The organism is Spirosoma knui, assembly GCF_054780635.1.
The window spans coordinates 1-25453 of record NZ_BAAGVY010000002.1; the positions used below are offsets into that span (position 1 = coordinate 1).

23 protein-coding genes and 1 pseudogene are annotated in these 25453 nt (G+C 46.8%); 14 read left to right on the forward strand and 10 right to left on the reverse strand.

Annotated features, from left to right (window positions below; translation table 11 throughout):
- Positions 1–732: 732 nt before the first annotated feature.
- From ACYVIY_RS04740 to ACYVIY_RS04760, 5 genes are all read left to right on the forward strand, one after another.
- The gene (locus ACYVIY_RS04740) at positions 733–1077 is read left to right on the forward strand and encodes a helix-turn-helix domain-containing protein (RefSeq protein ID WP_460975148.1); all 345 of its coding nucleotides are present in this window, start codon (positions 733–735) and stop codon (positions 1075–1077) included.
- Positions 1074–1610 carry a hypothetical protein gene (locus tag ACYVIY_RS04745; protein WP_460975149.1) on the forward strand — a complete coding sequence of 179 codons (537 nt, stop codon included), beginning with the start codon at positions 1074–1076 and terminating at the stop codon, positions 1608–1610. The genes ACYVIY_RS04740 and ACYVIY_RS04745 overlap by 4 nt, the downstream gene beginning before the upstream one ends.
- A 3-nt stretch (positions 1611–1613) precedes the next feature.
- Positions 1614–2408, forward strand: coding sequence for a phage/plasmid replication domain-containing protein (locus tag ACYVIY_RS04750; protein WP_460975150.1), 795 nt, complete (start codon positions 1614–1616; stop codon positions 2406–2408).
- 329 nt (positions 2409–2737) lie between these two features.
- Complete coding sequence (locus tag ACYVIY_RS04755) at positions 2738–3406, forward strand: hypothetical protein (RefSeq protein ID WP_460975151.1); 669 nt, start codon at positions 2738–2740, stop codon at positions 3404–3406.
- Between the two features lie 158 nt (positions 3407–3564).
- The gene (locus ACYVIY_RS04760) at positions 3565–3948 is read left to right on the forward strand and encodes a hypothetical protein (RefSeq protein ID WP_460975152.1); all 384 of its coding nucleotides are present in this window, start codon (positions 3565–3567) and stop codon (positions 3946–3948) included.
- A 193-nt stretch (positions 3949–4141) separates the two neighbouring features.
- On the opposite strand, the gene ACYVIY_RS04765 is transcribed toward ACYVIY_RS04760, so the two are convergent.
- The 5 genes and pseudogenes from ACYVIY_RS04765 to ACYVIY_RS04785 all read right to left on the reverse strand — a co-directional run.
- Positions 4142–4927, reverse strand: a complete 786-nt coding sequence (locus ACYVIY_RS04765; RefSeq protein ID WP_460975153.1) for a hypothetical protein — start codon at positions 4925–4927, stop codon at positions 4142–4144.
- A gap of 254 nt (positions 4928–5181) precedes the next feature.
- Positions 5182–5904 carry an HNH endonuclease gene (locus tag ACYVIY_RS04770; protein WP_460975154.1) on the reverse strand — a complete coding sequence of 241 codons (723 nt, stop codon included), beginning with the start codon at positions 5902–5904 and terminating at the stop codon, positions 5182–5184.
- Between the two features lie 970 nt (positions 5905–6874).
- On the reverse strand, positions 6875–7498 hold the full coding sequence (locus ACYVIY_RS04775; protein ID WP_460975910.1) for an NHL repeat-containing protein: 624 nt from the start codon (positions 7496–7498) through the stop codon (positions 6875–6877).
- Positions 7499–7502: 4 nt separating this feature from the next.
- Positions 7503–7928 carry a hypothetical protein gene (locus ACYVIY_RS04780; protein WP_460975911.1) on the reverse strand — a complete coding sequence of 142 codons (426 nt, stop codon included), beginning with the start codon at positions 7926–7928 and terminating at the stop codon, positions 7503–7505.
- Positions 7929–8081: 153 nt separating this feature from the next.
- A pseudogene (locus ACYVIY_RS04785) lies at positions 8082–8231 on the reverse strand (transposase); the annotation flags it as partial.
- Positions 8232–8812: 581 nt separating this feature from the next.
- Here ACYVIY_RS04785 and ACYVIY_RS04790 point away from each other — a divergent pair.
- Both ACYVIY_RS04790 and ACYVIY_RS04795 read left to right on the forward strand, forming a co-directional pair.
- Positions 8813–9244: a response regulator gene (locus ACYVIY_RS04790; RefSeq protein ID WP_460975155.1), complete on the forward strand. Its 432-nt coding sequence runs from the start codon at positions 8813–8815 to the stop codon at positions 9242–9244.
- 715 nt (positions 9245–9959) lie between these two features.
- On the forward strand, positions 9960–10517 hold the full coding sequence (locus ACYVIY_RS04795; protein WP_460975156.1) for a cupin domain-containing protein: 558 nt from the start codon (positions 9960–9962) through the stop codon (positions 10515–10517).
- Here the strand turns inward: ACYVIY_RS04795 and ACYVIY_RS04800 are convergent.
- The 3 genes from ACYVIY_RS04800 to ACYVIY_RS04810 are packed head-to-tail and all read right to left on the reverse strand — an operon-like array spanning position 10514 to position 11858.
- Positions 10514–11047, reverse strand: a complete 534-nt coding sequence (locus ACYVIY_RS04800) for a helix-turn-helix domain-containing protein (protein WP_460975157.1) — start codon at positions 11045–11047, stop codon at positions 10514–10516. The genes ACYVIY_RS04795 and ACYVIY_RS04800 overlap by 4 nt on opposite strands.
- The gene (locus ACYVIY_RS04805) at positions 11031–11252 is read right to left on the reverse strand and encodes a hypothetical protein (RefSeq protein ID WP_460975158.1); all 222 of its coding nucleotides are present in this window, start codon (positions 11250–11252) and stop codon (positions 11031–11033) included. The genes ACYVIY_RS04800 and ACYVIY_RS04805 overlap by 17 nt, the downstream gene beginning before the upstream one ends.
- Positions 11253–11309: 57 nt before the next feature.
- Complete coding sequence (locus ACYVIY_RS04810) at positions 11310–11858, reverse strand: cupin domain-containing protein (RefSeq protein WP_460975159.1); 549 nt, start codon at positions 11856–11858, stop codon at positions 11310–11312.
- A gap of 261 nt (positions 11859–12119) precedes the next feature.
- Here ACYVIY_RS04810 and ACYVIY_RS04815 point away from each other — a divergent pair, with 261 nt between their 5' ends.
- Entirely contained in the window at positions 12120–12677 is a 558-nt protein-coding gene (locus ACYVIY_RS04815; RefSeq protein ID WP_460975160.1) for a dihydrofolate reductase family protein, read from the forward strand.
- Between the two features lie 123 nt (positions 12678–12800).
- Here ACYVIY_RS04815 and ACYVIY_RS04820 read toward each other — a convergent pair whose 3' ends face one another.
- Positions 12801–13538: a class I SAM-dependent methyltransferase gene (locus ACYVIY_RS04820; protein ID WP_460975161.1), complete on the reverse strand. Its 738-nt coding sequence runs from the start codon at positions 13536–13538 to the stop codon at positions 12801–12803.
- A gap of 266 nt (positions 13539–13804) precedes the next feature.
- Between ACYVIY_RS04820 and ACYVIY_RS04825 the strand changes: the two genes are divergently transcribed.
- Positions 13805–14608: a S1 family peptidase gene (locus ACYVIY_RS04825; RefSeq protein WP_460975162.1), complete on the forward strand. Its 804-nt coding sequence runs from the start codon at positions 13805–13807 to the stop codon at positions 14606–14608.
- Between the two features lie 87 nt (positions 14609–14695).
- Here the strand turns inward: ACYVIY_RS04825 and ACYVIY_RS04830 are convergent, their stop codons facing one another.
- Positions 14696–15937 carry an acyltransferase family protein gene (locus tag ACYVIY_RS04830; protein ID WP_460975163.1) on the reverse strand — a complete coding sequence of 414 codons (1242 nt, stop codon included), beginning with the start codon at positions 15935–15937 and terminating at the stop codon, positions 14696–14698.
- 121 nt (positions 15938–16058) lie between these two features.
- Here ACYVIY_RS04830 and ACYVIY_RS04835 point away from each other — a divergent pair, with 121 nt between their 5' ends.
- From ACYVIY_RS04835 to ACYVIY_RS04855, 5 genes are all read left to right on the forward strand, one after another.
- The gene (locus ACYVIY_RS04835) at positions 16059–18215 is read left to right on the forward strand and encodes a hypothetical protein (protein ID WP_460975164.1); all 2157 of its coding nucleotides are present in this window, start codon (positions 16059–16061) and stop codon (positions 18213–18215) included.
- A 139-nt stretch (positions 18216–18354) separates the two neighbouring features.
- A complete protein-coding gene (locus ACYVIY_RS04840) occupies positions 18355–19674 on the forward strand; it encodes a DUF4249 domain-containing protein (RefSeq protein WP_460975165.1) in 1320 nt (439 codons plus the stop codon).
- Positions 19675–19892: 218 nt separating this feature from the next.
- Complete coding sequence (locus ACYVIY_RS04845; RefSeq protein ID WP_460975166.1) at positions 19893–20780, forward strand: hypothetical protein; 888 nt, start codon at positions 19893–19895, stop codon at positions 20778–20780.
- A gap of 993 nt (positions 20781–21773) precedes the next feature.
- Positions 21774–23357 (forward strand): hypothetical protein, encoded by a 1584-nt coding sequence (locus ACYVIY_RS04850; protein ID WP_460975167.1) that lies wholly within the window; start codon positions 21774–21776, stop codon positions 23355–23357.
- Positions 23358–23485: 128 nt separating this feature from the next.
- Positions 23486–25138 carry an autotransporter outer membrane beta-barrel domain-containing protein gene (locus ACYVIY_RS04855; RefSeq protein WP_460975168.1) on the forward strand — a complete coding sequence of 551 codons (1653 nt, stop codon included), beginning with the start codon at positions 23486–23488 and terminating at the stop codon, positions 25136–25138.
- Positions 25139–25453 lie beyond the last annotated feature (315 nt).

The following is a 25453-nucleotide window of genomic DNA, read 5'->3' on the forward strand; positions in this document are numbered from 1 at the left end:
AGAAATAAAACGTTTGGAGAAAAATCCAAAATTGGTGCAAGCCTTCTTCCACAAAAAAGAGATAGGCTTCATTACAAGTTAATTCACAGGCCTATAAACAATTGCTATATCTTTTTAGGAAATTTTTTCTCGCCACAACTGAAATAGATACAATCCTAAATATTCTTGTTCGTAGCTGGGAAGGGAATATCGTATGGTTAAAGGATACTGAATCACTAGTATATTTTTTTACTTCACTCAAAGAAATTGGATATTTACGATCGCCTAATTGGGCTATGATATTAACAAGGCGAATGATGTTTGTTAGCAAACAAGGTAATTTAATAACTCATACAAATATCAACTCCTCAGCTTATAGAATGAAGCAAAAGAGCTTTAAATCAAAAGAAAGCGAGGCAATAGATAAACTCTTAGCCAGATTTGAAATGATCAAGTCATAATATAAACAATAGCGTTTTTCCGCTACACAAACAAGGTGCAAATCATTGGTAAGCAGCTGATTAATAGTTGTTTAACCTGTGAAATGGCTCGTTTTTTCAAGATAGTTGCACACACGTGTTCCTAGAATTTTAGCTAACTTGCTGATTTTTAGTATTTTAAATCATTTTTGTTTATTATGGGTACCCAGAGTTGTTTTTTGTCCCTTTTTCTTTAATTTCTTTGCTGATGGTTAGACGATAGTCAACCGGGTTTGCGCAAACCCATTTTTTCTAAAAATTAAAACCTAGAAAAATGGGCATAACCACACTAGGCGAGGCTGAGGGATTCAGTCAGCAATTACAAGAACAGGGCCAGAAGTTGGCTCGTATTGAAAAGCTATTAGCTGGACAAAAGGAAACACTGACTTTAGAGGAGGCTGCAACTTACGCGGGTCTGAGTGTCTCCCATTTCTACAAACTAACCTCAACAGGAAGGGTACCGCACTACAAACCGGCTGGTAAAGTGATTTACTTTGATCGAGCTGAGTTAGACGCTTATCTAAAGCGCAACCGTGTCACAACTACTGATGAGATTGAACAACAGGCAGCTACCTATGTAGCTACTAAGCCAGCGGGGAAAGGAGGAGTGGCCAAATGAGCATTCTAACCGCCTATTATCGCTTTGAGGTTCTGGCAGAAGAAATAAGAACGCTCAATGGCTTTAAAAGCCCCAATCGCCTGGATTGTACTGCAATGTACAACCCCCATGGTCATGGCTTACTAGATAACTTTCAGCGCAAAAATGGAATGCTGTTTTTCTACCTTATTCCTGCAAAGGAGATGGTAAAGGCAGATAGCAAACGACGAGCAATCTACGCCTTAGGGGATGGGAAACAAAACCTGAGTAGCCTGTACTTTGAGCGGTCTGAGTTTAGCGGTTTCTGTTATGGCTACCCAAATGGGAAAGACCGACTAAGTGATGGCAAGTCTAACCCGGCTGCTCCTTATAAGCACGATGCTTTATTGTTTCTCTGTGATTGGAAACACCAAGTTATTGAGTTGTTGATTGTAGAGCGTGGTAAACCGCTAATTGATAATTTGTATAACCTCCTCATAGATGGAGAGTTTGCGGGAGAATTAGAGCGGCTAAGGAAATTAGCGAGGTCCTACTATCCCTACAAGATGGTATGAGCTATGTATGATACGGCTCATTTGTTTTTGCCAACAGAACAAGCAGGGGGAATTGATCTCCCTGCTTATGTTCCTAAGTTGTTAGACCGCGTTTCTGAGCATTACCACGACAACGGCTCTGCGTCTGTTAGTGGCCACCTCAGCAACCTTAGAGTTAGCGCGGGCGGGGCTGGTCTATGGGTGAAGGGCAGTCTGTGTACCTATTACTACCAGAACAATTTTGGTAGCTTAACTAGGCAGGACACATACAGAACTATTGAACAGCTTTCAGACGCTCTATGCCTACCCATGAGCCGGGCCAACGTTGGGCGGATCGATGTAGGTAAAACGATGTTAGTAAAGCACCCACCCGCGGCTTACTTCGCTGAATTAGGATTGTGCCAATACTACGCTCGTTTGAGCCAGCCTAAAAGCATCCGATACCAGAACGGTAAGCGGGTCCTAACTTTCTATGACAAGAAAGCAGAAGGCAAACAGCATGGAGCTGTTCTCCCTGCAATCTGGATCAATAGAAATGCCTTACGTTATGAAGCCCGGTTTATGAGCCGTCTACCACAACAATTTAATCAAGCTGAGGTACTGGCCGCTAATCTGCACGAAGAACGGTTTTACATGGGTGTTATTGATCGATGGGTAAAGGAGTTTGGAGCCATTCAGAAAGTTAACCAGGTTGATGTCAATTTAAAGCAATCCATGAGAAGCATAAAAGATTTTAGCCACATCGCTGAGCGGTTACTAGTTCAGTGCTTAGGCGGAGAAACGGCTGCTTTAGAGCTAATCGAACAAAACCGGCTGTAAGGGGAATACAAGAACCGTACAGACATTAAGCGGCTAAAGGACCGTATACGGGAGGTCTGCCAACAACCAGTGGGCGGGTCTAATGTAGATGAGGTTTCCTCTGATCTCATGGCAGAACTAAGCGAAAAAGTAAAACGAGCTCAGCAGTTTTACAGATGAATTTGGTATTTGCTTATAGTAAGGTGTTTTAAGTGACAGTTTTTGTAACGCTCACCTAATGTCATGGCTTAAAAAGAGAATAGTCAAATAGCGGTTGAATAAATGCAGGGTGTTACACAAAATGTAACGTGTTTCTTCTGCCTTCACAACATAAACACAACACCTAACTTATGGGACGTAATAGCACAGGGGCCTACACAACGGGCGACTGTTTAAGAATCGAACTCAGCTACTTGCTCAAAGCGGGGTATCTAATACGTGGTAAGCTAACGTCTGGTACTCTGAGTTGGAATTGGAACGGGCAGCCTACTGGCAGTATCAGTATTTTTTGTATCTGGCCGATCGAACCAGCTAAAAGGCCAAGTATTCAATTGGTTTACACAGTGACCGACCGCACGACTGGAGAAAAGGAGGACAGAAATGATACAGTTTATTTGGAGGCAAGACCGAGCAATTTGGGCAAAGGGGATGTGCTTTACTTTATCTGTCCAAGCAGTGGCCAGCGTTGCAGAATCCTTTACAAAGCCTATGGTTGTCCAATCTGGAAAAGTAGACAATCTTATCAGCATCGTATTTATTACCGCGCTCAGCAATCTTCTAAACGCGAGAAGGCTAACAATCGGTTTTGGCAATTAGAGGACCATATCAAAAAGCTACAAGGTAAACGCAAGGCTGGAACTTACAGGGGCAAGCCTACCAAACGAGCTGAGCGTATTGGTCGAATGGAAATAGAACAGTGGGAGGCAAATCATCAACGTTGGCTACCAGAAGCAATGACCTTAGGATTGAGAAGGGCAGTCTTTGGAGCTTTACCAGGCTATGAGGACCTCAGAAGGTAATTACACCCTAAACTCACATTCGGGGATCTCATCGACTTTACTTCTGCAAGATAAAACGGAGGTTATTCCTAAGGATTTAGGTTATTTTTCAAAGCAAAGCATTGCTGTGTATTAGGGGTTTGAAGAACCTAAACAGCTATCAAAAACACTCACAAACCATGAATAAGATTGATCATTATCAAAGAGGCTTTGTGAAAAGCCGCGTCTTAAATGCCATTGTCAAATCTGAAAAAATTGTAGTTGTTGGACCACCGAACGACTACTACAAGATTTACTTTTTCAGCGATGCTTACAGGTACTATAAAGTTGAATTGAAGGGGCCAGGCCGTAATGTACCTAAACGCTTTAGCGATGGAGGGAAAGCGGTTTTGAAAAGAGATGGGCAGGACCATACATGGCACTTAGTGGATAAGGCAACAGCCTACACAATGCTATGTAATTGTTCTTACGAACCAACCCAAGCCAACCCACACGTTTTAAAACCAGATAGTGAGGTCATGGAATGGATTAAGCAAATACTTACTAGCAAAGTAACAGCTTAAGGAGAGGTTAAAAGAATATGCTACTTTTAAATAAATCCGCCTTAGATCGAGGTAGCTACCAAAAAGTCAAATGGAGTGTAATACTGCTTATATAGCCCCAATTATGAGAGGCTATTGTTTAATTCAACTGAGGAGTTACTATGGGTGTTGTGAGTGTTTGATTTGATAATCAAACACTCACGGATATTAATTATTACCTTAATTCAATTATTGATTTATTGATAGGAACCTCTAATTGATACTTTTCATATGAAACTTTTTTAAGAAGATTCAAAAACCAAGAAGATGCATAAGGCCCAACTACAATCTCTTTAATTAGATTTTTGTAATTTAATTTGACATTGATTCCTGTACCTGCTAGAGGAACTAAATTGTTTGCATTAAAATGATCTATGTAGGAATCTTTCACATCATACGCTAAAATTCTAAACTCGCTTTCATGAGCAAAATATATGTTTTTATAGAATAAAGGATTTAGTAAATTATTAATTGGAATTTTCTCGTTGTTGTAATCAATATATTGCACCTTACCAAGATGCAAATTTCTATTCTCATCTATTTGCAAAGCTTCTAAAATACCACCAAGGGAGGTTTTTATAGCAATGCCATCATTTGAATTCAGGAATATTTTCCACATAGCATGAGATTCATATTGCGACATGCGCCAACAACTAACACCAACACTACTTTTTACTTCCTCTATGCCACTTTGTAAAATGCCTTTGATAATTTCATTATTCTCAGATTGTCTTGTATCCCCGATAGTATCGATTCTAATAAATTCACCTTCATCATTAATATCGTAAGAATCATTCTCGCTTAAAGCGTTATGTAATCCTTCATATTTATCTTCAAACAAATCAATTTTTGGGAAGAATATAGATGAATTCTCTAAAAAGTGAATGAATTTGGTAAAGTCCATATATCTCCAAATAGTTTCATTCATTTCCTTTTCACCAACATTATACAGCTGTACCATATTAAGCGTTTTTTAAATTTTGTTAAACAAAGAGATTATAACCCATTAAAGTAATCAAGTGAACATGAACCTGACTCAATACCTGAAAGGTACTTGCTACAAAATTGATTGTAGTACAAACATACGGTACCAACATTAGAGTGGGAAGGGGTAAGCAAATCTTTGACAAGTCGATGGATCACGACCGCTAGCTTAACGTTATGCGTGTGTTGTCAAAACTAAGAGGGGGGTATCAAAGTGGTCCAAACTCTTACCTACTTTTGAATAAGCATTCTTCTAAGGTCGGCCAAGCTCAATGCTAAATCACGATGTAACATTCTATGACAATTAGCACATACGAGAGCTAGATCAGTAAGGTATGTACTTTCATTTGGCTTCATTAAGTAAACGGGCTTTGTATGATGGCATTCAATATATCCAACGCCTAAAGGCCCATAAACTTGATCGTACCTAAAACTACAGACCTCACAAGCTAGATAACCGACTTTCTTTAAAACAGAATCTTTCTTCTTTTTAACTAAGCTTCTGTCTCTCTCTCTGTACTTGTGCAATTTGAGTATTATAGCTCCCTCTCTAGCAGAATAAGACTCATCTTCAGAACCTTCAACCTGAGAGATGTTTGTACGAGTTTCTTCATCTTTGACACTTTCACGGATAGTTAAGGCTAATTGGTGAAGCTTATCCCTGTCCTGGTAGAACTCATAGAATACTATCTCGTCTAATTTTCCATATCTAGGCAAACCCTCACGCTCATCATCTGGGTCTATCGCCAAAAAATTGCCAAGTTTCATGTAAACCCCATCTACATTGCGAAAAGTCAACGCTCTTACCTCGTTTGAAAAAATAGGTAATGAGTTCAGCGTTTGACTGAGTTCTTTCACTACCTGGCTGTTTGGGCCTAGTTTGTTGTAGTTTTCTCGAAAGTAAACGTCTAAGGCAAGTATTAGCTCGTCCCTTTGCCAAGCAGGATTTTTCATGAGGTAATGGCGGTAAGTTATGGTAGGAAGAATGCAAGCAAGTACTTAATATTCCCGTTGCTGAAATCTAAATTGAGAATTAAGCCACAAGGGAGCGTTGCAAACATTAGGGAATCACACTTTAGCGTTAATTTCTTTGATTGCAAAGATTAGAAATAAAGGCTGAGGTTGAAGATTTTTTAGAATTGCAGTATTTGGTTCCTATTTGTTACTCGTGATAGAGCAAATGGTTGAATATGAACAACTTAAGCGTTTAGTTTTATACCGGCTCCCGGTACAATAAGCCCCTGCAAATAGCTGTTAATCAGCGCTTTGTAGGGGTTTTTGCTTTTTTGCCGAAACCTTACCGAAACAATATTGATATTTCTCTACAATGTTGGGAGTTAGCCCACAAAAACATGGGAAACGGGCTGTGTTTTTTTTGTAAGCATATCAACAAGCACCCACAAGGCGATGAGATGGAATGTGCAGCGTTTCCAGCCGGTATTCCGCGTACTATTATCCTAGGGTGTAAAGGCCACTTTAAGCAGTTTAAGAGTCAAACAGGGAACTTCGTATTTGAACCGGATGACCCTAAGCTGGTTTCTGAGCTTTTTCCTGCGATTCCAATCTCTAAGGACATTGATAAATCATAGCTTTAGGACGGATGCTCTCTCTGATGATAGCCAATTAATTAACCCCCTTATTAATTTTGACATCACACGCATAAGCTCAAGCTACCGGTCGTGGGTCGAGCAAGTCATATACTTTTTGCTCACCCCTGCCTGATGCTCCTCATTAGCAAAGGTTAGTTGCTGATACAGCCTACCGATTATCTTTTTAGCTATTTTGCTTTTCCTGTTGTAGTCCGCTGACCTGTATTCTATTCCCCTGTGACTTATTATAATTTTGAAGCCTGCTAGAAACCGACCGGTTGTACTGAACGTGCCACCTCGGAATCCCTTTAGAGTTCACCCAAGGTATGGATAGGCTATCTGTTGATTACAGACTCTTGATCTATGACTATCTGTTCCCTATCTATTGTAATCGAACTACCTTGCATCAAAAACGTACCAAGTAGTTCTAAACTATGGCAGAAAGCGGCTGGCATTGTTGAGTCTAGCAATACAGTATGGGCTGGCTGGATTACTACGTCACTTTGGCTTGTAGGTACGTAGCCGCAGGACCACACGCTTGGATCATTCCAATTCCCTACTTTCAGGGTAGTACACGCAAGGAGAGGAACACTCACCTTCTGGATGCGGTAGTTATTTCGATCAGCGACATACACGTTGCCTGCCTCATCTACATACACACCAGTCGGACTGGCCAACTGGTTAGGAGCGCTGCCGTAGCCATTTCCTCCAGCTACAGTAGCGCCCTGAGTGGCACCCGGTGTCCACTTCTGGATACGATTGTTACTTCTATCAGCGACGTAGATGTTGCCGTCCTTATCGATAGCAATTCCACTAGGATAAGCTATCTGGTTAGCCTCGTAGCCAGTGCCATTCCCCCCCGCTACGGTCGTGCCCTGAGTGGCACCCGGTGTCCACTTCTGGATACGATTGTTACCTGCATCAGTGACATAGATGTTGCCGTCCTTATCAATGGCAATTCCACTAGGATAAGATAACTGGTTGGGAGCGCGGCCAGTGCCATTTCCCCCCCGCTACGGTCGTGCCCTGAGTGGCACCCGGTGTCCATTTCTGGATACGATTGTTATTTCCATCAGCGACATAGATGTTACCATCTTTATCGATAGCAACTCCACTGGGAAGGTTTAATTGATTGGCAGCTAAAGGAAGCCCCCCCGCTACGGTAACGCCATTTGGAGTTTGGGCGTTTGTGGCGTGGCTTAAGCCTAGCCAGAGCAGCACCAGCAGGCCACCGGCCCACTGGCTGGCTGCCCCCTCTAAACTACTGACCCAGCGAATAAATTGGCTCCTCTGAGCCGCGTAAACATATCGGGGCCTACTAAGGGCGGCTAAGGCTTTCGAGCCACCAAGTGTTAAAGAGGACCAGGTGTGGTAGAAGTTTGTGTTCATACAGTAAGCAATCGGGCAACGTTTTAAATGAAGAAATAAGTAACCGGATAAGCAACTACATATTGATGATTTTTCGTACAAAAATAGCTTGCAAATTATATGATGCACTCTAAATACCTCATTGAGCAGCCCACTTGGTTTACTATACCTTTTCCAACGATACAGTAGGTTCTCAGAAATACCCAGCGAGCGGGCAACTTCGGGTACGCTCTGATTCCCAGTAGTTACCAACCGGACAGCCTCGTTTTTAAATTCTTCGTCGTACTTTCGACGCGGGGCCTTTGACATTTGTGGCTTACTCATGATACAGCTAAGCTAAGCAACTCAACTGTCCGTCAAACCTGGACCATCTCACTCTTCCCGCTGGGGATAGAAACCAGGATATATTCCTAGTTCCAGTGTATTCCTGCAATTGTCCAGTGTGCGAACGATTGCCACTAGATCGGGTGTATCTTCCATCTTACCGCGTTCGTTTGTTCTGCCTACATCGGCAAACCCTAAGATCAGGGGAAAGTCTACACACCCCCAAACCGAAAAACTTATCCGTTCTTCAGTTTCGCCGTTTACAATCCGGTAGTATAACAACGTACAATCATTGTGGGATTCTAGCTACAGTATTGGGTAAGATACGTCATTGTCAGTTTTGACTTAGATCAATATTTAGTGGCTATTGCATTGATTGCTAATTGTTTAACTCTGGTCGAATCGTTGGCACAGTTTAGGTAACAAAGTGAACGGAAGGTCTTAGCTTCAGTTGTTCGCGGCTTAAATTAGCTGCTCTACCATAGATCAAGTACCACGTTGATAAACGTGACGCTTTTAACAGACAAACCAAAAGCCCGATTGTTGCCGGGCTTTTGGTTTGTCAATCCTAACGAACCTGTATGCACATAGATGAACTACCAATTGTTTTCATTGATGCCGACGAAGATGACCATTTGACCTTCAAACAGGCACTGGCTGAGTTATCGTTACCCAACCCCATACTTGTGTTTTCGCAGGCGGAACTCGCTTTGGATTACTTGGTTACGACTGAAGACCAGCCTTTTCTGATTATCTGCGAGATCAGCATGCCAGGTATGAACGGGCTGGAGTTACGCCGACAGATTGAGCGTGACAGCAACTTACGACGTAAGGCAACGCCGTTTGTTTTTATGACTAATCCCGTTATCGATTACCTGGTTGAAGAAGCCTATGAGTTAACAATACAGGGATTGTTTGAGAAAAAGACGGTTTTTGATGATTGGAAAAGGCAGTTGGGTGCCATCATTGCCTATTGGAAGGAATGTCAACATCCCAAATGGTTTGGAGAGTAACAGCATTAGGATGAAAGCCTGTTTGGGATTCAGGAAACGAGATACGAATAAACCGTTTACTGTCAAACTGGAACCGCCTTACAGTAAACGTAGCAGTAAAACGAAAAGAGCGGTGCTTGTAGGCATCACCTGTCGGGTTAGTTGGATTGACTTCTTCGTCACAACAGTACGGCCTTAGTCGACGTAACAACCATCTACTGTCACATTCCTTCATCTTACGCCGTTACGTGCCGAGGATTTAGTGGTGGTACGGCAAAGGTTTCTATTGGCGCCTACACAAAAAAAGCCCAACCTAAGTGGATGGGCTTATTGCATTACAAGGTATACTTAGCAATACATTGGCGTCAATAGTAAGACGAAAGCGTAACCTTTTGGTCACCTTTTTGTTGAAAATATTTCTAATCTCTCGTAACTGGCTATTTATGTTGGACTGCTAAGCTTTATGATACGCTGCCCGATTTAGTATAAATATGGTTTGGCTGTCTTGTTAAGTCAACAATAGTACAAATTCCATTAGACCCTAATCACCCTTGTGGTTAGGGTTCTTTTTTTGAATCGACACATACACTGTGTACGTAAAAAGAACAGTGGGCGTAATTGACGAAAAAGCCGCTTCACGGGTAACTTGTTCCGGTTCATGGGCCTTGTTGTTTCAACGCATTTGCTTATAAGCCAAATTTGTAGCGAACTCTTAACAAGAAACACAACAAGTCTCATGAACATTACGTACCCGCACACGATTGAGAACGGCCACGGCGAAAAACTAATCTTTCAGGGCGTCATCCGAGAACCGGACGGCGACAAGGTGTACGGCGAGAATTTTGTATCGCCCGGTGGCGGTCCTCCCATGCACGTACACTGGTTGCAGGATGAAGGCTTTACCGTGATTAAAGGCAAAATCGGCTATCAGATTCAGGGGCAGCCGGAGCAGTTTGCGGGCGAGGGAGATACCATTCTGTTTAAACGCGGAGTTGGTCACCGTTTCTGGAACGCCGGTACTGATACGTTGCAGTGCAAAGCCTGGATTAAGCCGGCCAATACCATCGTATTTTTTCTCTCGTCGATCTTCGCGGCTCAGACCAAATCGAACACAACCCGGCCAGAGCTGTTCGACACCGCCTATTTGCTGACCCGCTATAAAAGCGAATATGATATGATGGAAATCCCTAAGTTCGTCAGGAAAGGGATTATGCCTGTCATCTACCGGGTGGGCAAATTGCTGAACAAGTACGAGCATTTCAAGGATGCACCCCAAGCCGTGAAGGCAAATTAAGAGGAATGAGCCCAGTCGGTGACGGCCAGTTTGTTATGTAGCCGGTTATGGATGTAGACCGGTTTCGGCTGCCCCGATACCCGTTCGGGGGCTCCGGCTTCTTTCAGCATGAATGCGGTGGGCGATAAATGCGTGAACTCTCGAGAATCACGCGCTAAGTGCTGATAATCGTAATAGCTCAATTGCAAAGCAACACTCAGCCAGTCGAGATTGGGTTGGGCGTTCTTGCGCTGAATTGCGTTTTCGAAGTGGGCAATACGGGCGTATAGTTTGGGGCTGATGCCTTCGCGTTCTATAAACTGCCGATAAAATTGACGCTGCGATAAACACGCCTGGTCGGACAGCCAGTCTAGTCCGGGCCAGTCTAGTCCGGGCCAATCCAGGCCGGGCCAATCCAGGCTGGACCAATCCAAAGAAGCGCCTGTAGAGCGATCAAGCAGAAACCGGCTCACGCGATCGATGGGTCGTGGATGCCTGCGTTTGGCCCGGTTGATCAAGTAAAGCAGAAAACGTTCAACGATCGGGATCATTTCTGTATAGTGCTTCGTATAGTTCAAACGCTCGTTGACGAGTCGGATTTCCCGACCAAATACCGTACTCAATTTCCTCGTGGTCTTTGGGATAAAACGTCAGGGTATTTTCGGCACGCGGCCAGTAAGGCTTTACGGGCAGAACCGCCATCGAGTCCGGAAACGAGCAGCCCACAATCTGTAGCTGCCTTACGTAGTCGCGCAAGATGGGGCTGGGAAGTCAACAGTCGTAGATGCCGTCCATACAGCCATTGAATTTTGGTTATTTCAGGGTTAGCGGGGGCCTAAGCACCGTCATGCCGTGCGCTTGATGCATCTTTTGGGCGAGTGCTTCGGTAGGCGGCTCTTTCAGTTCATTCATTTTGTAGAAAAACGCTTCTAACTGCCCGGCAGGCTGTACCATGTATACCTGCTTACCTTGTTCCGACAACTGAATCCAGGTGTGTGGTATCCCACGGGGTGCAAATACGGTATCGCCCGCCTTGGCAGTGAACTGCTCGGTACCAATTTGAAAGAAATACTCGCCTTCAATGATCGAAAATATCTCGTCCTGCTCGTGATGTACGTGCAGGGTTGGGCCCGCCTTTACTCTACCAATGTACTCAAAAACAGCCAATTGTTCATTTGTGTCTTTGCCCGATACTTTCACGTCGTTCGTATTCACCTGCCGGTAAGGCGTGTAGATTCCAAAACGAGCTTCACCCGCCTTAACCGTAAATGGTTTGGTTGGCGTGAGATCGCCATTTTGTTCAATGTGATCCGTAAAGGTCGAAGCGGCCAGGGCCGATGTAATAAACTCTCTACGTTGCATACGCGGTTCTTTTTAGAATTGATAGGCAAAGTTGAGCGAATGCTGAGCGTAGCTGGTGGTAAAAAATGGCCATTTTTAGTCTTTATCCGAGAGGAGGCAGATCATGAGCACAAACGAATTATACACTGTCGCAAACAGCCCTCAGATTGTCGCATACACCCACACTTCATTACGTCGGGCAGATATACCTTTGTTCTATCGTGTGTTGCCTTTCACACGTCGACCAGTAAACAGATGAATGAACAACCAACGAACAGACAGATGAGAAAACTAAAGTTGCAGGTACAAATGACCGTCGACGGATTCATCGCCGGGCCAAATAACGAAATGGACTGGATTGCGTTCGACTGGGATGATGAACTCAAACGCTACGTAACCGCTCTGACCGAACCAGTTGACTGCATCGTTCTTGGCCGAAATCTGGCTCAGGGTTTTATTCCCCACTGGGCTTCACACTTGGAAGAGGAGGGAGCCGAAACGATGAACAGCACCCCGAAAGTTGTGTTTACCAAAACGCTCGAAGATACCGAGTGGCCTAATACCGTTCTGGCCAAAGGCGATTTGACTGAGGAGATTATGAGCCTAAAACAACAGACCGGGGGCGATATCATTGCCTACGGGGGGGCTACGTTTGTATCGGCTTTGATCAAACACAACCTGATCGACGAGTACCATTTGTTTGTCAATCCCGCTTCTATTGGCAGCGGCAGGCCGATCTTCGATCAACTCGACCGCAACCGCCCGCTGACCTTATTACAATCGAAATCCTTTGCCTGCGGCATCGTGGTCCTTCACTACGAGCCAAAGCGTAGCGAATGAACCACTAAAGTAGGCTTGTACCCATAAACACTACGTAACATGCACGAGTGCGCAAGCCGAGCCGTGCAAAAAGTACGCTGATACGTGTTTAAAGTGGATACGATCGACAACCTAAACTGGTTCTTAAGGCATACAGCAGGACAGGCCAATTACCGGCTGGCTGTTCAATATGTCGTCCCAATAATCTCGGCCAGACTCACTCAGGCCACCGGGAGAAACTTTTAAGGCATGCCACTGAATTTTCGAAAGACCCGCCTGGTTTAACACTGTTTCGTGTGTAGACTTAGCCAGGTGGTAGTTTACTACGCTGATGTGCGAAGCGTTTGATTGGTAAAAACGATAAATAATCTCGGCACCCTCCAGGTAGCTCTCGTTCTGGCGAGTGAAGCCGTAGGGGAACATCAGTTCGACGGTGGCCTGATAATCAGGATTGCTATTGATGGTAACGAACCGGCCCCCCGGTTTTAAATGATTAGCGATGACGGTACCCATTTGCAGCAGTTCGCCGGCATTGCGGGCGTAGTTGAGCAGATAGGTGGCCGTAATCAGATCAAACTTCTGCCCAAGATTCAATTCCAGCGCGTTCTGGCAATGGTAGGTCAACCCCAGCGGATTATTGGCTTCTGATTCGTCGGCAAGGCGAATCATTTCCTCTGAAATGTCGACACCAACTACGTTAGCGGCTCCTCTTAACTTGATCTGGCGCGTATAAAACCCTTCTCCGCAGGCGAGGTCGAGTACCGTTAGGTTAGTTACATCACCCAGTATATCAAAAAAGGTATGTGATTCAACGTGTTTCCGCCACGGCAGCATTTTCGAGGCCTGGTATTCTTTCGCGATAGCATTGTAGTCGGTCGGCATAGCAGTAAAGGCAAGGAAGGTTTAGATGTTAAAAGAGATTATTTTTACTGCCGATTCAAAAAGTATTTACTATACGTACCGGAGTCGGCAGATAGCGACCCGATGACTTGGGAAACCCCCTCAACTTTAATAGCTTTGGTGCCGATTTACCAGTAAGAGACATGAAGTTTGTTTCATTACATCTGAACTGTGGCCCGGACCTGACCGCTAAAAAGGTCCGCTTGAACCTGAAACAAATCATTACAGTAATCCCAAACACGTTTTTCATGAAGGTATTGTTTTTAGCGCTGTTGATTGGCCTACAGACCCAATTCGCAGTAGCGCAACAGATTCAGCGGGAGACCGCCCAAAGTCTGCTCGTTGTCACCTTTAAAGATTCCACGCAACTGCGGGCTGCCACCGGGTTTATAGTAAAATCGAAGTCCCGCCGTAATTACCTAATCACGAACTGGCACGTTATCACCAACAAAAATCCGGTTTCGCAGGCCTGGCTCGATCCTAAAGCGCAGATCGAAGCCAATCGGATTGCGATCGTGTACAACGGCAAAAATCTGGGCGATCATAACGCGAAGATTGAAAAATTGGTGGATGCCAAAGGCGCTAAACTCTACCAACAGTTTCCGTTTGGTAAAGAGATGGTTGATATGGTGGCTATCCCATTGACCGATACGGCCCAGAGCGTCGGCTTGTTTCCGGTAAATTACAAAGCCCAGCCTGACTCGGCATTCATGGCTCCAGCCGATCGGTTATTTGTCATCGGTTTTCCGTTGGGTTACGCCAGTGTCAATGCGTTTCCGATCTGGAAATCAGGTTTAGTTGCCTCGGATCCGGACCTGCCCCAGGAAGGAAAGCCCATTTTCTGGATTGATGATATAGGCTACCCAGCCATGTCGGGATCACCGGTCTATCGCAAAGGGGCTAGTTACTTTGACCGAAAGGGGAACTTAAAAACGCTTCCAACCGGAAATGACTCTTTTTTTGTAGGTATGTACAGTAATATTGGCATCAACGGATTAGGAACCGTCTGGAAAGCTGGCTACTTAAAGCAGTTCTTAGATAAGTTGCCCTAACGATGAATTATTAAAGCCCAGCTGTTCCTATAGCTGGGCTTTTTTATGATCACTGCCGATCAAACGATAGTTCCGTAGTCAATAGTATTACAGGATCTGTGCGATACGGGCGTTTCGCCGGAGCAGATGGCTACAAAGCCAGCTTAGAAATATAGCCCCGTAGCAAACAAGGAAAAATTTACTATAGACCGGCCAGTTGGTTCCTAAAAGGATAAACTGAAGCCAGGTGACAAACCCGTAATGGAGGCAATATATGCCATACGCATTAGCGGATACGCTCGTCCAAACTTTAGACGGGCGATTCATCCGTTGGCTGAAATAACTGAGGCAGGCGCTTATACTGGCTAGACAACTCGCCACAAAAACGAGATCATACAGGAAGTAGCCCTGAGCAGGCGTCAAAAGCCCTTGCCTGACCTGTTCGGCACCAAAATCCGATTGCCAGATCACCAGCGCGTAACACGTAATACTTAGACTCAGCCAGAGCAGCCAGTCTCTATTTAGCAGTTTTCCTTGACTGAACAGAAAGCGTTGCCAATTCACAGCCCCTAAGCTATTGCCCAACAGAAAAAAGAGCCCGTAGAACAGGAGCCGGTTAAGCTGAACGTCGAAAGGCCCCCATCGCCCTATCCAGGTATAGTGCCCTATCCATAAACTAAGCGGAATCAGGCTCAGCGCCACCAAGCCGTATAGCACCAACCCAAACCAGACAGGCTGTTTACGTAGACGAATCAACCACTGACCAGCGGTGACAAAAGTCGTCGGTTGAAGTGTAACAATTAAAACGGCTACGCCATCGAAGGCGAGTAACAACCAGATAAACCAGGGTGGGCCTACCGGCCATTGTTGCGCAGTGAGATAATCTGTTACGAAGGCAACAACGTCTGTCGAATGTGTTGCCTGATAGAAAGAAGGGAAGTACGCTGCCGGAATGAGCAGCAACTCAGTTATCAGAAATGGAACTCCCAATCGGACGAAACGATCTGCCAGATAAGCCTTCGGCCCTTTTCTCTTTATTCCCCGATCCACAAACAAGCCGCTGATAAAAAACATAAGCGGCATGAAAAACACGTCGTTGAAACCAATGAACGTATCCATAACCAACCAGCGGTGCGTATCGACAATAGGGGCGGTTGATGTGATATAGTGCGTAGGATCAAAATAAGCGAAGGTCGGATAGGCCAAAGCCGCATGATGAGCGACGACCAACAGGGTAACAAACGAACGCAGGTAATCCAGCCAGACCATCCGGTCGTTGCCAGTTTTCATAGTCACATCAAAGTTTGAGTCAATCCAGTCAATGATATAGATAAAGCGCGAAGGTTGCATGAACCCGTTCCGGTTTTGTATCAAATCATACCATGCGTAAAGTCAAACCAGCCTTGCGTAGAGTCGTCCCGGTGCCCCGCTGTGGGTTGGCGTAGTATTGAGGACTAAAACTCCCTCGCAAATGCATCCACGTTTCCTTACTTCCCTGTCTGATTTACAGAGCAATCAGCCGCTGTTTACGAACGGCCTCATAACCGGCAACTCCCTGCTTATAGTGGGTCTGCTTCCAGAATTCCGGCAAAAAGGGTCTATTCGTATATGGGCAGGCTGGTTATTCTGCTTACTCTTCCTCGGCCAGACGCTGATCAGCCTGGGCCAAACCGGAACCACCGTGGCGGGTGGACAGGGGCCGGGAGCGAATCCTAACCAACTAAATAATCCTACCAGTCTTTACGTAACGTCCAACAGTGTCGTCTATGTGGCAGATTATAACAACAACCGCATTCAGAAGTGGGCGGTAGGCGCTACGGCTGGCGTTACGGTGGCCGGGGGCGGGCCAGCCGGGTCTGGGGCTCATCAGTTAAATAAACCGTTTGGTGTCTTTGTCGGCACTGATGGGGCAATTTACGTTTGCGATGCTGGCAATCACCGCGTCCAGAAATGGGCTCCAAATGCCACAACTGGCGTAACAGTGGCCGGAGGAAATGGGGCAGGTAAAACCAGTACGCAGCTCAATGCTCCAACGGGTATCTACGTATCGGCTGATGGTACGTTATACGTTGCCGACTTTCTTAATGACCGGGTGCAGCAGTTTCCACCCAATTCTACCTCCGCTACACCCGGGCAGACAGTGGCGGGTGGGCACAGCGAAGGAGGAAATGCCAATCAGCTCCGGCACCCGGAAGGGGTTGTGGTGGATGAAACTACAGGAACTGTCTATGTGGCTGACACGTATAATCACCGTGTTCAGAAATGGTTACCTAATGCCAACGAGGGCATAACGGTGGCCGGAAGCACGACGGCGGGGGCCGGTGCCAGCCAGCTAAATACAGCGTTCGGGTTATACCGGGACAGCAACGGGTATATTTATATTGCCGATGCTTACAATCACCGTATCCAGAAGTGGGGGCCGGGCGATACGCAGGGGACTACCGTTGCTGGATTAAACGCGGTAGGCACGGATGCCGACCATCTTGACACACCCCAGGGCGTATTTCTGGACGGGAACAAACGGATCTACGTCGTTGATCATGCCAATCATCGGGTACAGCGATTTGGGAGCTGTCTCTCGCCCATTGCTACACTCAGTAACAATGGAACGATAACGTGCGCTACAACCAGCGTACTACTGACCGCGGGTGGAGGAGGCCCCGAGGATACGTATACGTTTAGCAACGGAGCCATTCCACTCGACAACAGCGGGACCAGTTCTATGGCCAACGTTACCGAAGGAGGCACCTATACGGTAACCGTAACGAACAAGACCAACGGTTGTACATCGTTCACGACAACAACGGTCAGCAGTAATACGGCTGCTCCATCGGTCAATCTTAGCAATACGGGGCCGGTCTCTTTTACCAACGCGAGCGTTACGATCCTGGCGAGTGCTCAGCCGGGCGATAGCTATGTTTTCAGTGCGGGTGCTACTCCGCAAGGCAGTGGGAATACTGCCAGCGTGACTACCGCGGGTGTCTACTCCGTAACCGTGACCCGCTCCGATAATGGCTGCTCGGCTAGTGCCTCTACCACCGTTCTGGGTGGCAACAGTCCCACCGTTTGTCGCAGCGCTTCGGCTACTGTTAATGTGGTCGTGGGCGGTAATCCGATGAAATACGAGTGGTACAAGACCAGCCTCACTACGCCTAAGCTCATGGAAACGCCCCAGCTCTTCCGCGGTACCGCTACGTCGAGCCTGACGCTGATCAACGCCCAGAGTAACACTCAGGGCAACTTTTATCTGAAGGTACTTGACCAGTCCGGTACCGTCACCATCTACGGACCCTACCGCTTGACGGTAGACGCGAGTTGCCGGGCTCGGGGGCTGGCCGAGGCTCAACCCGAGATACCGGTACAGGTCGAGTTAGCTCCTAACCCCATCCGTCAGGAACGGCTTCGGGCGCTGGTGCGGGGTGCTACTGGACGTCCACTGAGTATGGCGTTGGTCGACCTCGTCGGCAAACCGATTCGTCAGCAGCGCTGGGAACAAGCGGAAACTGAACAGCTCGTCGACTGGGACCTGCAAAGTCAGGCCAGCGGAGTATATGTGTTGCTGGTGATTAGCGAAGCTGGTGATGGGTTGCCCATACAACGGCAGAGTCTAAAGGTAATTAAGCCTTAAATCACCAGGTAGTGTTTTCTGTTCAACTCCCCAAGACCGACAGTACGAGAACGGTCCTGGGGAGTTGAGTAATTTTTTGTGAGGCACATCGGTAAAAGGGGCTGGTTCTGTCGTTTAGACAGGAGAATTTGACTGGTCCATGCAACGCCCACTACGTCGCTTACTACTGTATCTGAGTTGTGTTAATCTCCCGCTGGCTTGCGTATATCCGGAAGATCTTACCTTACGGGGAACGGTGAACATCGTAGTCGTCGACGGAACGATTACTAACCTGGTCGAAACCCAGAGCATCCGGTTGAACCGCTCAAAAGCCGATCCCTTCACCGGACGCTTCGGTACCCGGCCCATTACCGACGCCATTGTTGATGTAGTAGTAGATTCGACACAGGTCATTCGTTGTGCGGAAACAGCCGACGGTACGTATCAATTGCCGGTTGATTTTAGAGGGCAACCAGGGCATGCCTATCAGTTGCGCTTTACGCTCGACGATGGCACGCAGTACGTATCCGACCAGCAGGTCATGCAGCCCGTACCAACTATTGACAAAGTTATTTCGCAGTTTAATCCCAATAGTCTCTTTCCACCCCTGCACGGGTTCTATACGGCCGGTCACGATTTATTTGTGGATTTGAACGATCCGGCGCAAGGGCGTAACTACTACCGCTGGGACTGGAAGCTGTACGAGAAGCAGGAGTGGTGCCGCACGTGCTACCGGGGCATTTATTCGCAGTATAAAGTCATGGCCGAATTACTTTCGGGGCCCTTTCCGCCGGGCAACTATTATATGTATCGGTCTGATAATACAACCTTGCTTGAGGACTGTTACGAAGAGTTGACACCCGTACCTCCTTCCTTTAGAAACCCCGTACCTGAGTATCGGTATGACTATAGCTGTCGAAGCCAGTGCTGGGAAATCATTTATAGTTATACGCTCAATCTGTTCGATGATCAGTCCACCAACGGGGGAGCGATACGTCGGCGTAAGGTTGCTCAGATTCCGTTCTATGATCATAACCCCGGCCTGGTTGAGATTCGTCAGAGTTCGTTGACGGCGGACGCGTACCGGTATTTTAAACTGGTTCAGAATCAGACGCAAAACACGGGTGGATTGGCCGATACGCCCCCGTCGGCGTTGGTGGGGAACATACGTAACGCAGCGAATGCCGAGGAAGCGGTTGTCGGCTATTTCACAGCATCGGCTGTAGCCGCTGAGCGTTACTGGCTCGACCGGAAAGATGCCTCCGGGCCTTCACTGGGCGGCTCCGGCCCAACTGGTTACTCGGGTTTAGCGGGCGGGGAGTTGTTTTACGCGCTTAACCTGCGTCAGCCCCAGCCCGAACCGTCTCCGCCCTATCAGGCTGAGCTTTACCTGATCAATAGCCCACCCCGGCCGCCCACGGCTTTGTGTGCACCCAGTGATAGCAAAACTCCCTTCAAACCCGTGGGCTGGCGGGATTAACTTTTCGGCCTGAGAAATCTATAGGTAAGCAAAACGTCGCACATCATTTCCCGGTAGTACGTGAGCTCGCTCAGTTCGATTGAAATAGGAACGAAGGGAAGGTTGAAGGGCATAGAATTTGTTGAAAACCACACTAGTTTTACCCTTGAAATAAAACATAAATAATGATGCGATTTTTACGATGCTCATTTCTAATCGGCCCGTTACTGGTGGTGGCGATGAATTCCTGTCTTCAGGATCACCGGTCCAACATTACCCCCGACGGAAGACGGTTTCAGTTGAAGACGATGACTACTACGGGTAGCGCAACGGACAGTCGAACCTTTAGCTACAACAGTGCAAATCAACTGATCGGTATACAAACCAGTGTAGCCCGAGGCAGTGGATTTTCGATCAATCAAATCAATACGTATAATGATCAGGGATTACCCGTTCTGCACAAAGCGGTTGTGCTAAGTGGCGGGGGTCAGGACCTTGGTGGACGGAAAGTATTCGAATATAACAGTGAAGGCAAGATAAGCCGGGTGACATTATACAACATATTCCCGCCCCCCATTTATGCGTATCAGGAGTATATCGTTTACGATGACCGAATTCAATACGATACGCAAGGCAGAGTTGCACGGGTTGAGCGCGATCGGTATATGCAACCCGTGCGAGGAAGCAACTTTAAGGAAGGATCGGCCGTGATTACGATTGAGTATGACAGTCAGGACAATCCAGTCGTCGTCAACTCCGTATCGACGTTAACATCTATACCGAATCGGGTTATCCGCAGCCGGGCGGTGTATGAGTATGACGATAAGCCTAATGTTCTTAGCGGAATAGATTTCCCGTCTCTACGTGAGTACGCATTTTATGCGCCTTACCTAGTGGCGAATTCCTATGAGCTTGCCCCCTTTATGAAGCATAATCCACTAAAAATAAGCGTATACGAATCTAAACCCTTAAGCAACGATCTAGACGATCTTGTCTTAACGCAAACTGAGTCAGCCGTTTATGAATACATGGATGGTTTGCCGACGAAAGCTACCTGGACGGAAAGCGGTACCTATTTCCCCCCTGGATATGTATACACCTATACCTTTGATTACAATTTTTATTGATCATGTCATTCCGCACATTCACGTTCTGGGCGGCTCCACATAATAGGTTGTTATTTCTGGTGAAGCTAACCTGAGTAGAATTGGAAAGCCCGGCTATCTATCGGTAGCCGGGCTTCTTACTGCTAAGCGGTACAACGAAGTCTAAAAATTGCTGATTAGCCAACGATTCCAACAATCTGATTGAAGACTTGTATGATTCTTGCATAGGGTTGTCTACTCCACTAAACCCATATCCAGTATGGTAACTTTTTGCTTTTCTACTCAAGGTTTATGCCCGTGATGAATTAACCAACCAATAATGTTAGTATACTTTAGATCAAAAGGGCTTTACGCTAAATAAAAGTAGCGGCTACAGTTAGTTTAACGTCTGGTGATCTTCAGAGGCAAATTTTATATTCATACCCTATCTACAACATGCATTGGTCTATCTTGAACATGAAAAAACTTTTATTTTTTTTGGCTGTCTGCTTTAATGCAAGAGCTCAGACTCTTGATCAAAGACAATTAGGCTTTAATGGAGCGTCAAGTTTAGCTCCTAAAGATCGCGAAGTAACTGGACAGACCTTTGTAGCCGGGATAAGCGCTCCGTTGAACCGAATTAGAGTAGGGCTAAGTAGTAGGGAAGGTGTTACGTATACCGCTACGGTTAACCTATATCCTACTGATACTAGCGGGTTTCCCATACTTACAACGCTGTTAGCTAGCGCCAAGGGCACAGTCTCGGGGCCTCCTTTCTCTTTATTTGGTGACATTAAATTGACTGATATTATTTTCGAGTCTCAGGTTCCTATCATTAAAAACACTAAGTATGCCTTTACCGTAAGTACTCAGTCCGATGCCCAACCATTATATGCCACGTATAGCCGGAATCCATACCCTCAGGGAAGTGAATTTTATTCCCGGCCCAATGGCCCTGTTTCCATAATTCCCCTTACCGATTTAGTTTTTGAAACCTATGTAACCACTGTTCCATTAGGTCCAACTGACTACGTTGTGAATACAGCGAACACGACTACCAGCAACGAAACGACGCTTGTGGGGGTACGAGCTGGCTTTGACGGAGGAGGAACCAGGAGCGTGCTTATTGGTTTTGCTGCGGGTGAACAGAAGCGCTCAGGTAGCCACAGCACCTTCATCGGAGCTAATGCGGGCAGTTCCAGCACAACGGGTTCGAATAACACCTTTATCGGTAGGGAGTCTGGGAGGGCGAATACAGGGGATGACAATGTGTTTCTGGGGGCTCAGGCGGGATCAAAAAATGTGATGATGCGCAATGTATACATTGGTGTAGGGGCGGCCGCAAATAATACGACTTCATGGGAGAACACCTTTGTCGGATATAATGCTGGCTTGGGCAATAACGCTACCGCCAACTTCTCTGGCCTCCACAATACGTTTACCGGTGCCTGGACTGGCTACTATACAGATCAGGGTTCTTCTAACGTTTTCACGGGTTATCAGTCTGGCTACAAAAACACCTCCGGCACGTCTAACATCTTCATCGGAGAGTTGGCTGGATATAACACTACCACTGGCTCGGTCAACACCTTCATTGGGGCACAGGCGGGGTCAAACAACGCTACCGGTTCCTACAACATGTTCATGGGTAACTCCACCGGAAACAGTAATGTGAGCGGTTCCTACAACATGGCTCTGGGCAATGGAGCGGGGTACCACAACAAAGCCGATCGCAACGTTTATATCGGTAGTCAGGCGGGTTTTAACAACGAGTCAGGCAGCAACAACATCTTTATCGGTACCGACGTTGCTCCTACATTAGTCAGCGGCAGCAATAACGTCTTCATTGGCTACCGAGCTAACACTAGTGGAGATAACGCAGCTAGCCTAAGCAACGTAGTGGCCATTGGGGCTAATGCGGTGGTGAGCGCATCGAACTCGGTCGTTTTGGGGGCCAACGCCAACGTAGGTATTGGTAGCTCGGCTCCTCAGGCCAAGCTCGAAATTAGATTGAGTGATGCCAACCAATCAGGCTTACGGCTCACTAACCTGACTAGCAACTCCCCAGCTACCGAGCTGAACCGCACTAAGTTCCTAACCGTCAACGCTAGTGGAGACGTCGTGCTGGGCAGTCTCAACGGCTCCACGCGGGCTGGGGCAAATGAGTCACTCTGGGAACGAAAAGGAACCACTTTGCAGAGCACACAGGGCGAGTCGGTGGTGATCGGTTCAGGAGTGAGCCAAACGCCCTCGGGTTACAAGCTGTACGTGGAGCAGGGCATTCTGACTGAGCGGGTGAAGGTGGCTGTCAAGAACACCAGCGAATGGAGCGACTATGTATTTACGCCAGATTATTCGTTCCGTTCCTTAAAGCAAGTGGAGCGCTACGTTCGCCAGCATCAGCACTTACCGAATGTGCCTTCAGCCAAAGAGATGGTCGAGCAGGGCAATGACCTGCACCGGACTGATGCCAAACTGCTGGCCAAGATTGAGGAGCTGACTCTCTATAATATACAGCTAGAGAAAACCAACCAGCAGCATCAGGAACGCTTACAAGAGCAGCGAGCTGAGCTTGACGAGTTGAAAGGCCTGGTTAAGCAACTTGTGGAGAAAAATTAATTCTTTCCTGGGTAGCGATGAATACACCTTATGCTACAAGATTGGTTTATAGGCCGGCTACGGTTACTGGCTCTACTGGCCTGGGTAATTACTAACACTTGACTGTTCATTAAATCCACAAAATTAGTATGACTATTTTTTATCGATGTACTGGCTGGGTTATGCTTGGCCTTATTTCCCTGAACGCTTACGCGCAAACTGACTATATTGCCAACACTACTAACACGACCACCAGTGGACAACGTACACTAATTGGCGTAGGCGCGGGATCTAATGGGACTGGCGGGGGGGATGTGATGGTTGGTTTTCAAACAGGCCCTAACACAACTGGTAGTAATAGCACATTCGTAGGGTATCGAGCTGGTTACACCAATACTACGGCTAATAACAATACGTTCATCGGCAGTTCATCGGGCTACTCGAATAGCATTGGTGAAAATAACGTGTTTTTGGGAGCTCAATCGGGTTATGATAATAACATCGGTGTCCGTAATGTATTCCTAGGAGTAGAGGCTGGGGCCAGGAACACCACTGCTTCGGAGAACACCTTTGTGGGGTATCGTGCTGGCTTCTCCAATACTACGGGCGTCCGCAATGCGATTGTCGGATTCGAGGCTGGGTTCAATAATCAGGACGGAACGGCCAATGTTTTCACGGGGTATCGGTCCGGTTACAAGAATACCTCTGGAACCTCCAACATCTTCATCGGAGAACTAGCGGGTTATACGAATTCCACTGGATCGATCAACACCTTCATTGGGGCCCAGGCGGGGTCAAACAACGCTACCGGCTCTTACAATATGTTCATGGGTAACTCCACCGGGAACAGCAATATCAGCGGCTCTTTCAATATGGCCCTGGGCAACGGAGCAGGTTACCACAATAAGTCAAATCGCAACGTTTATATTGGTAGTCAGGCGGGTTTTAACAACGAGTCAGGCAGCAACAACATCTTCATTGGCCCCGACGTAGCACCCACGATAGTTAGTGGCAACAGTAACGTCTTTATTGGATACCAGGCTAACGCCGGGGGCGCTGACGCGGCCAGCCTAACTAATGCGGTGGCCATTGGGGCTAATGCATTAGTGAGTGCTTCCAATTCAGTCGTTCTGGGCAATAATGCTAACGTGGGCATTGGCACCTCGGCTCCTCAGGCCAAGCTGGAAGTCACTCAAGGAACAGCGAATCAATCAGGCTTACGGCTCACTAACCTGACTAGCAACTCCCCAGCTACCGAGCTGAACCGCACTAAGTTCCTAACCGTCAACGCTAGTGGAGACGTCGTGCTGGGTAGCCTGAATGGCTCCACGCGGGCTGGGGCAAATGAGTCACTCTGGGAACGGAACGGAGCCACTTTGCAGAGCACACAGGGCGAGTCGGTGGTGATCGGTTCAGGAGTGAGCCAAACGCCCTCGGGTTACAAGCTGTACGTGGAGCAGGGCATTTTAACTGAGCGGGTGAAGGTGGCTGTCAAGAACACCAGCGAATGGAGCGACTACGTGTTCAAACCGGGCTACGCGCTACGTCCATTGGCAGAAGTTGAGCGCTACATCAACCAGCACCAGCACTTACCGGGTGTGCTTTCGGCCAAAGAGATGGTCGAGCAGGGCAATGACCTGCACCAGACCGACGCTAAGTTGTTGGAGAAGATTGAAGAGCTGACCTTGTACAGTATACAGCTCGAGAAAATTGATCACCGACATCAGGAAAGTTTAGAAAAGCAGCAAGCCGAGATTGATGACCTAAAACGGGTGGTCAAGCAATTGCTGAATAAAAAGTAAGCGGTAAAAGAGCGTTTATATGGAGTATGTTTTGCTCGTCTTTGTAAGGTTGACTCGTTTACAATTTGCTTTATTAAAGAATTCGGGATAGACATAAAGACAGGCCCAACCTTAGGAGGTTGGGCTTTTTCTTGTTGTTGTAACTTCTTGGCTTGGTTAATTAGACTTATGTAGCGAAATTTAATGCGCAGACGCTTTCTTCTTCTATCCACCGTCGACTATACCCCGAAATCCCAATCGTTCTAAGCGAGTTGGGATTTTTGGCTTTACAGCGCCGAACCATTGCCGTACAGGCAATCATTGATGTCAATAGTT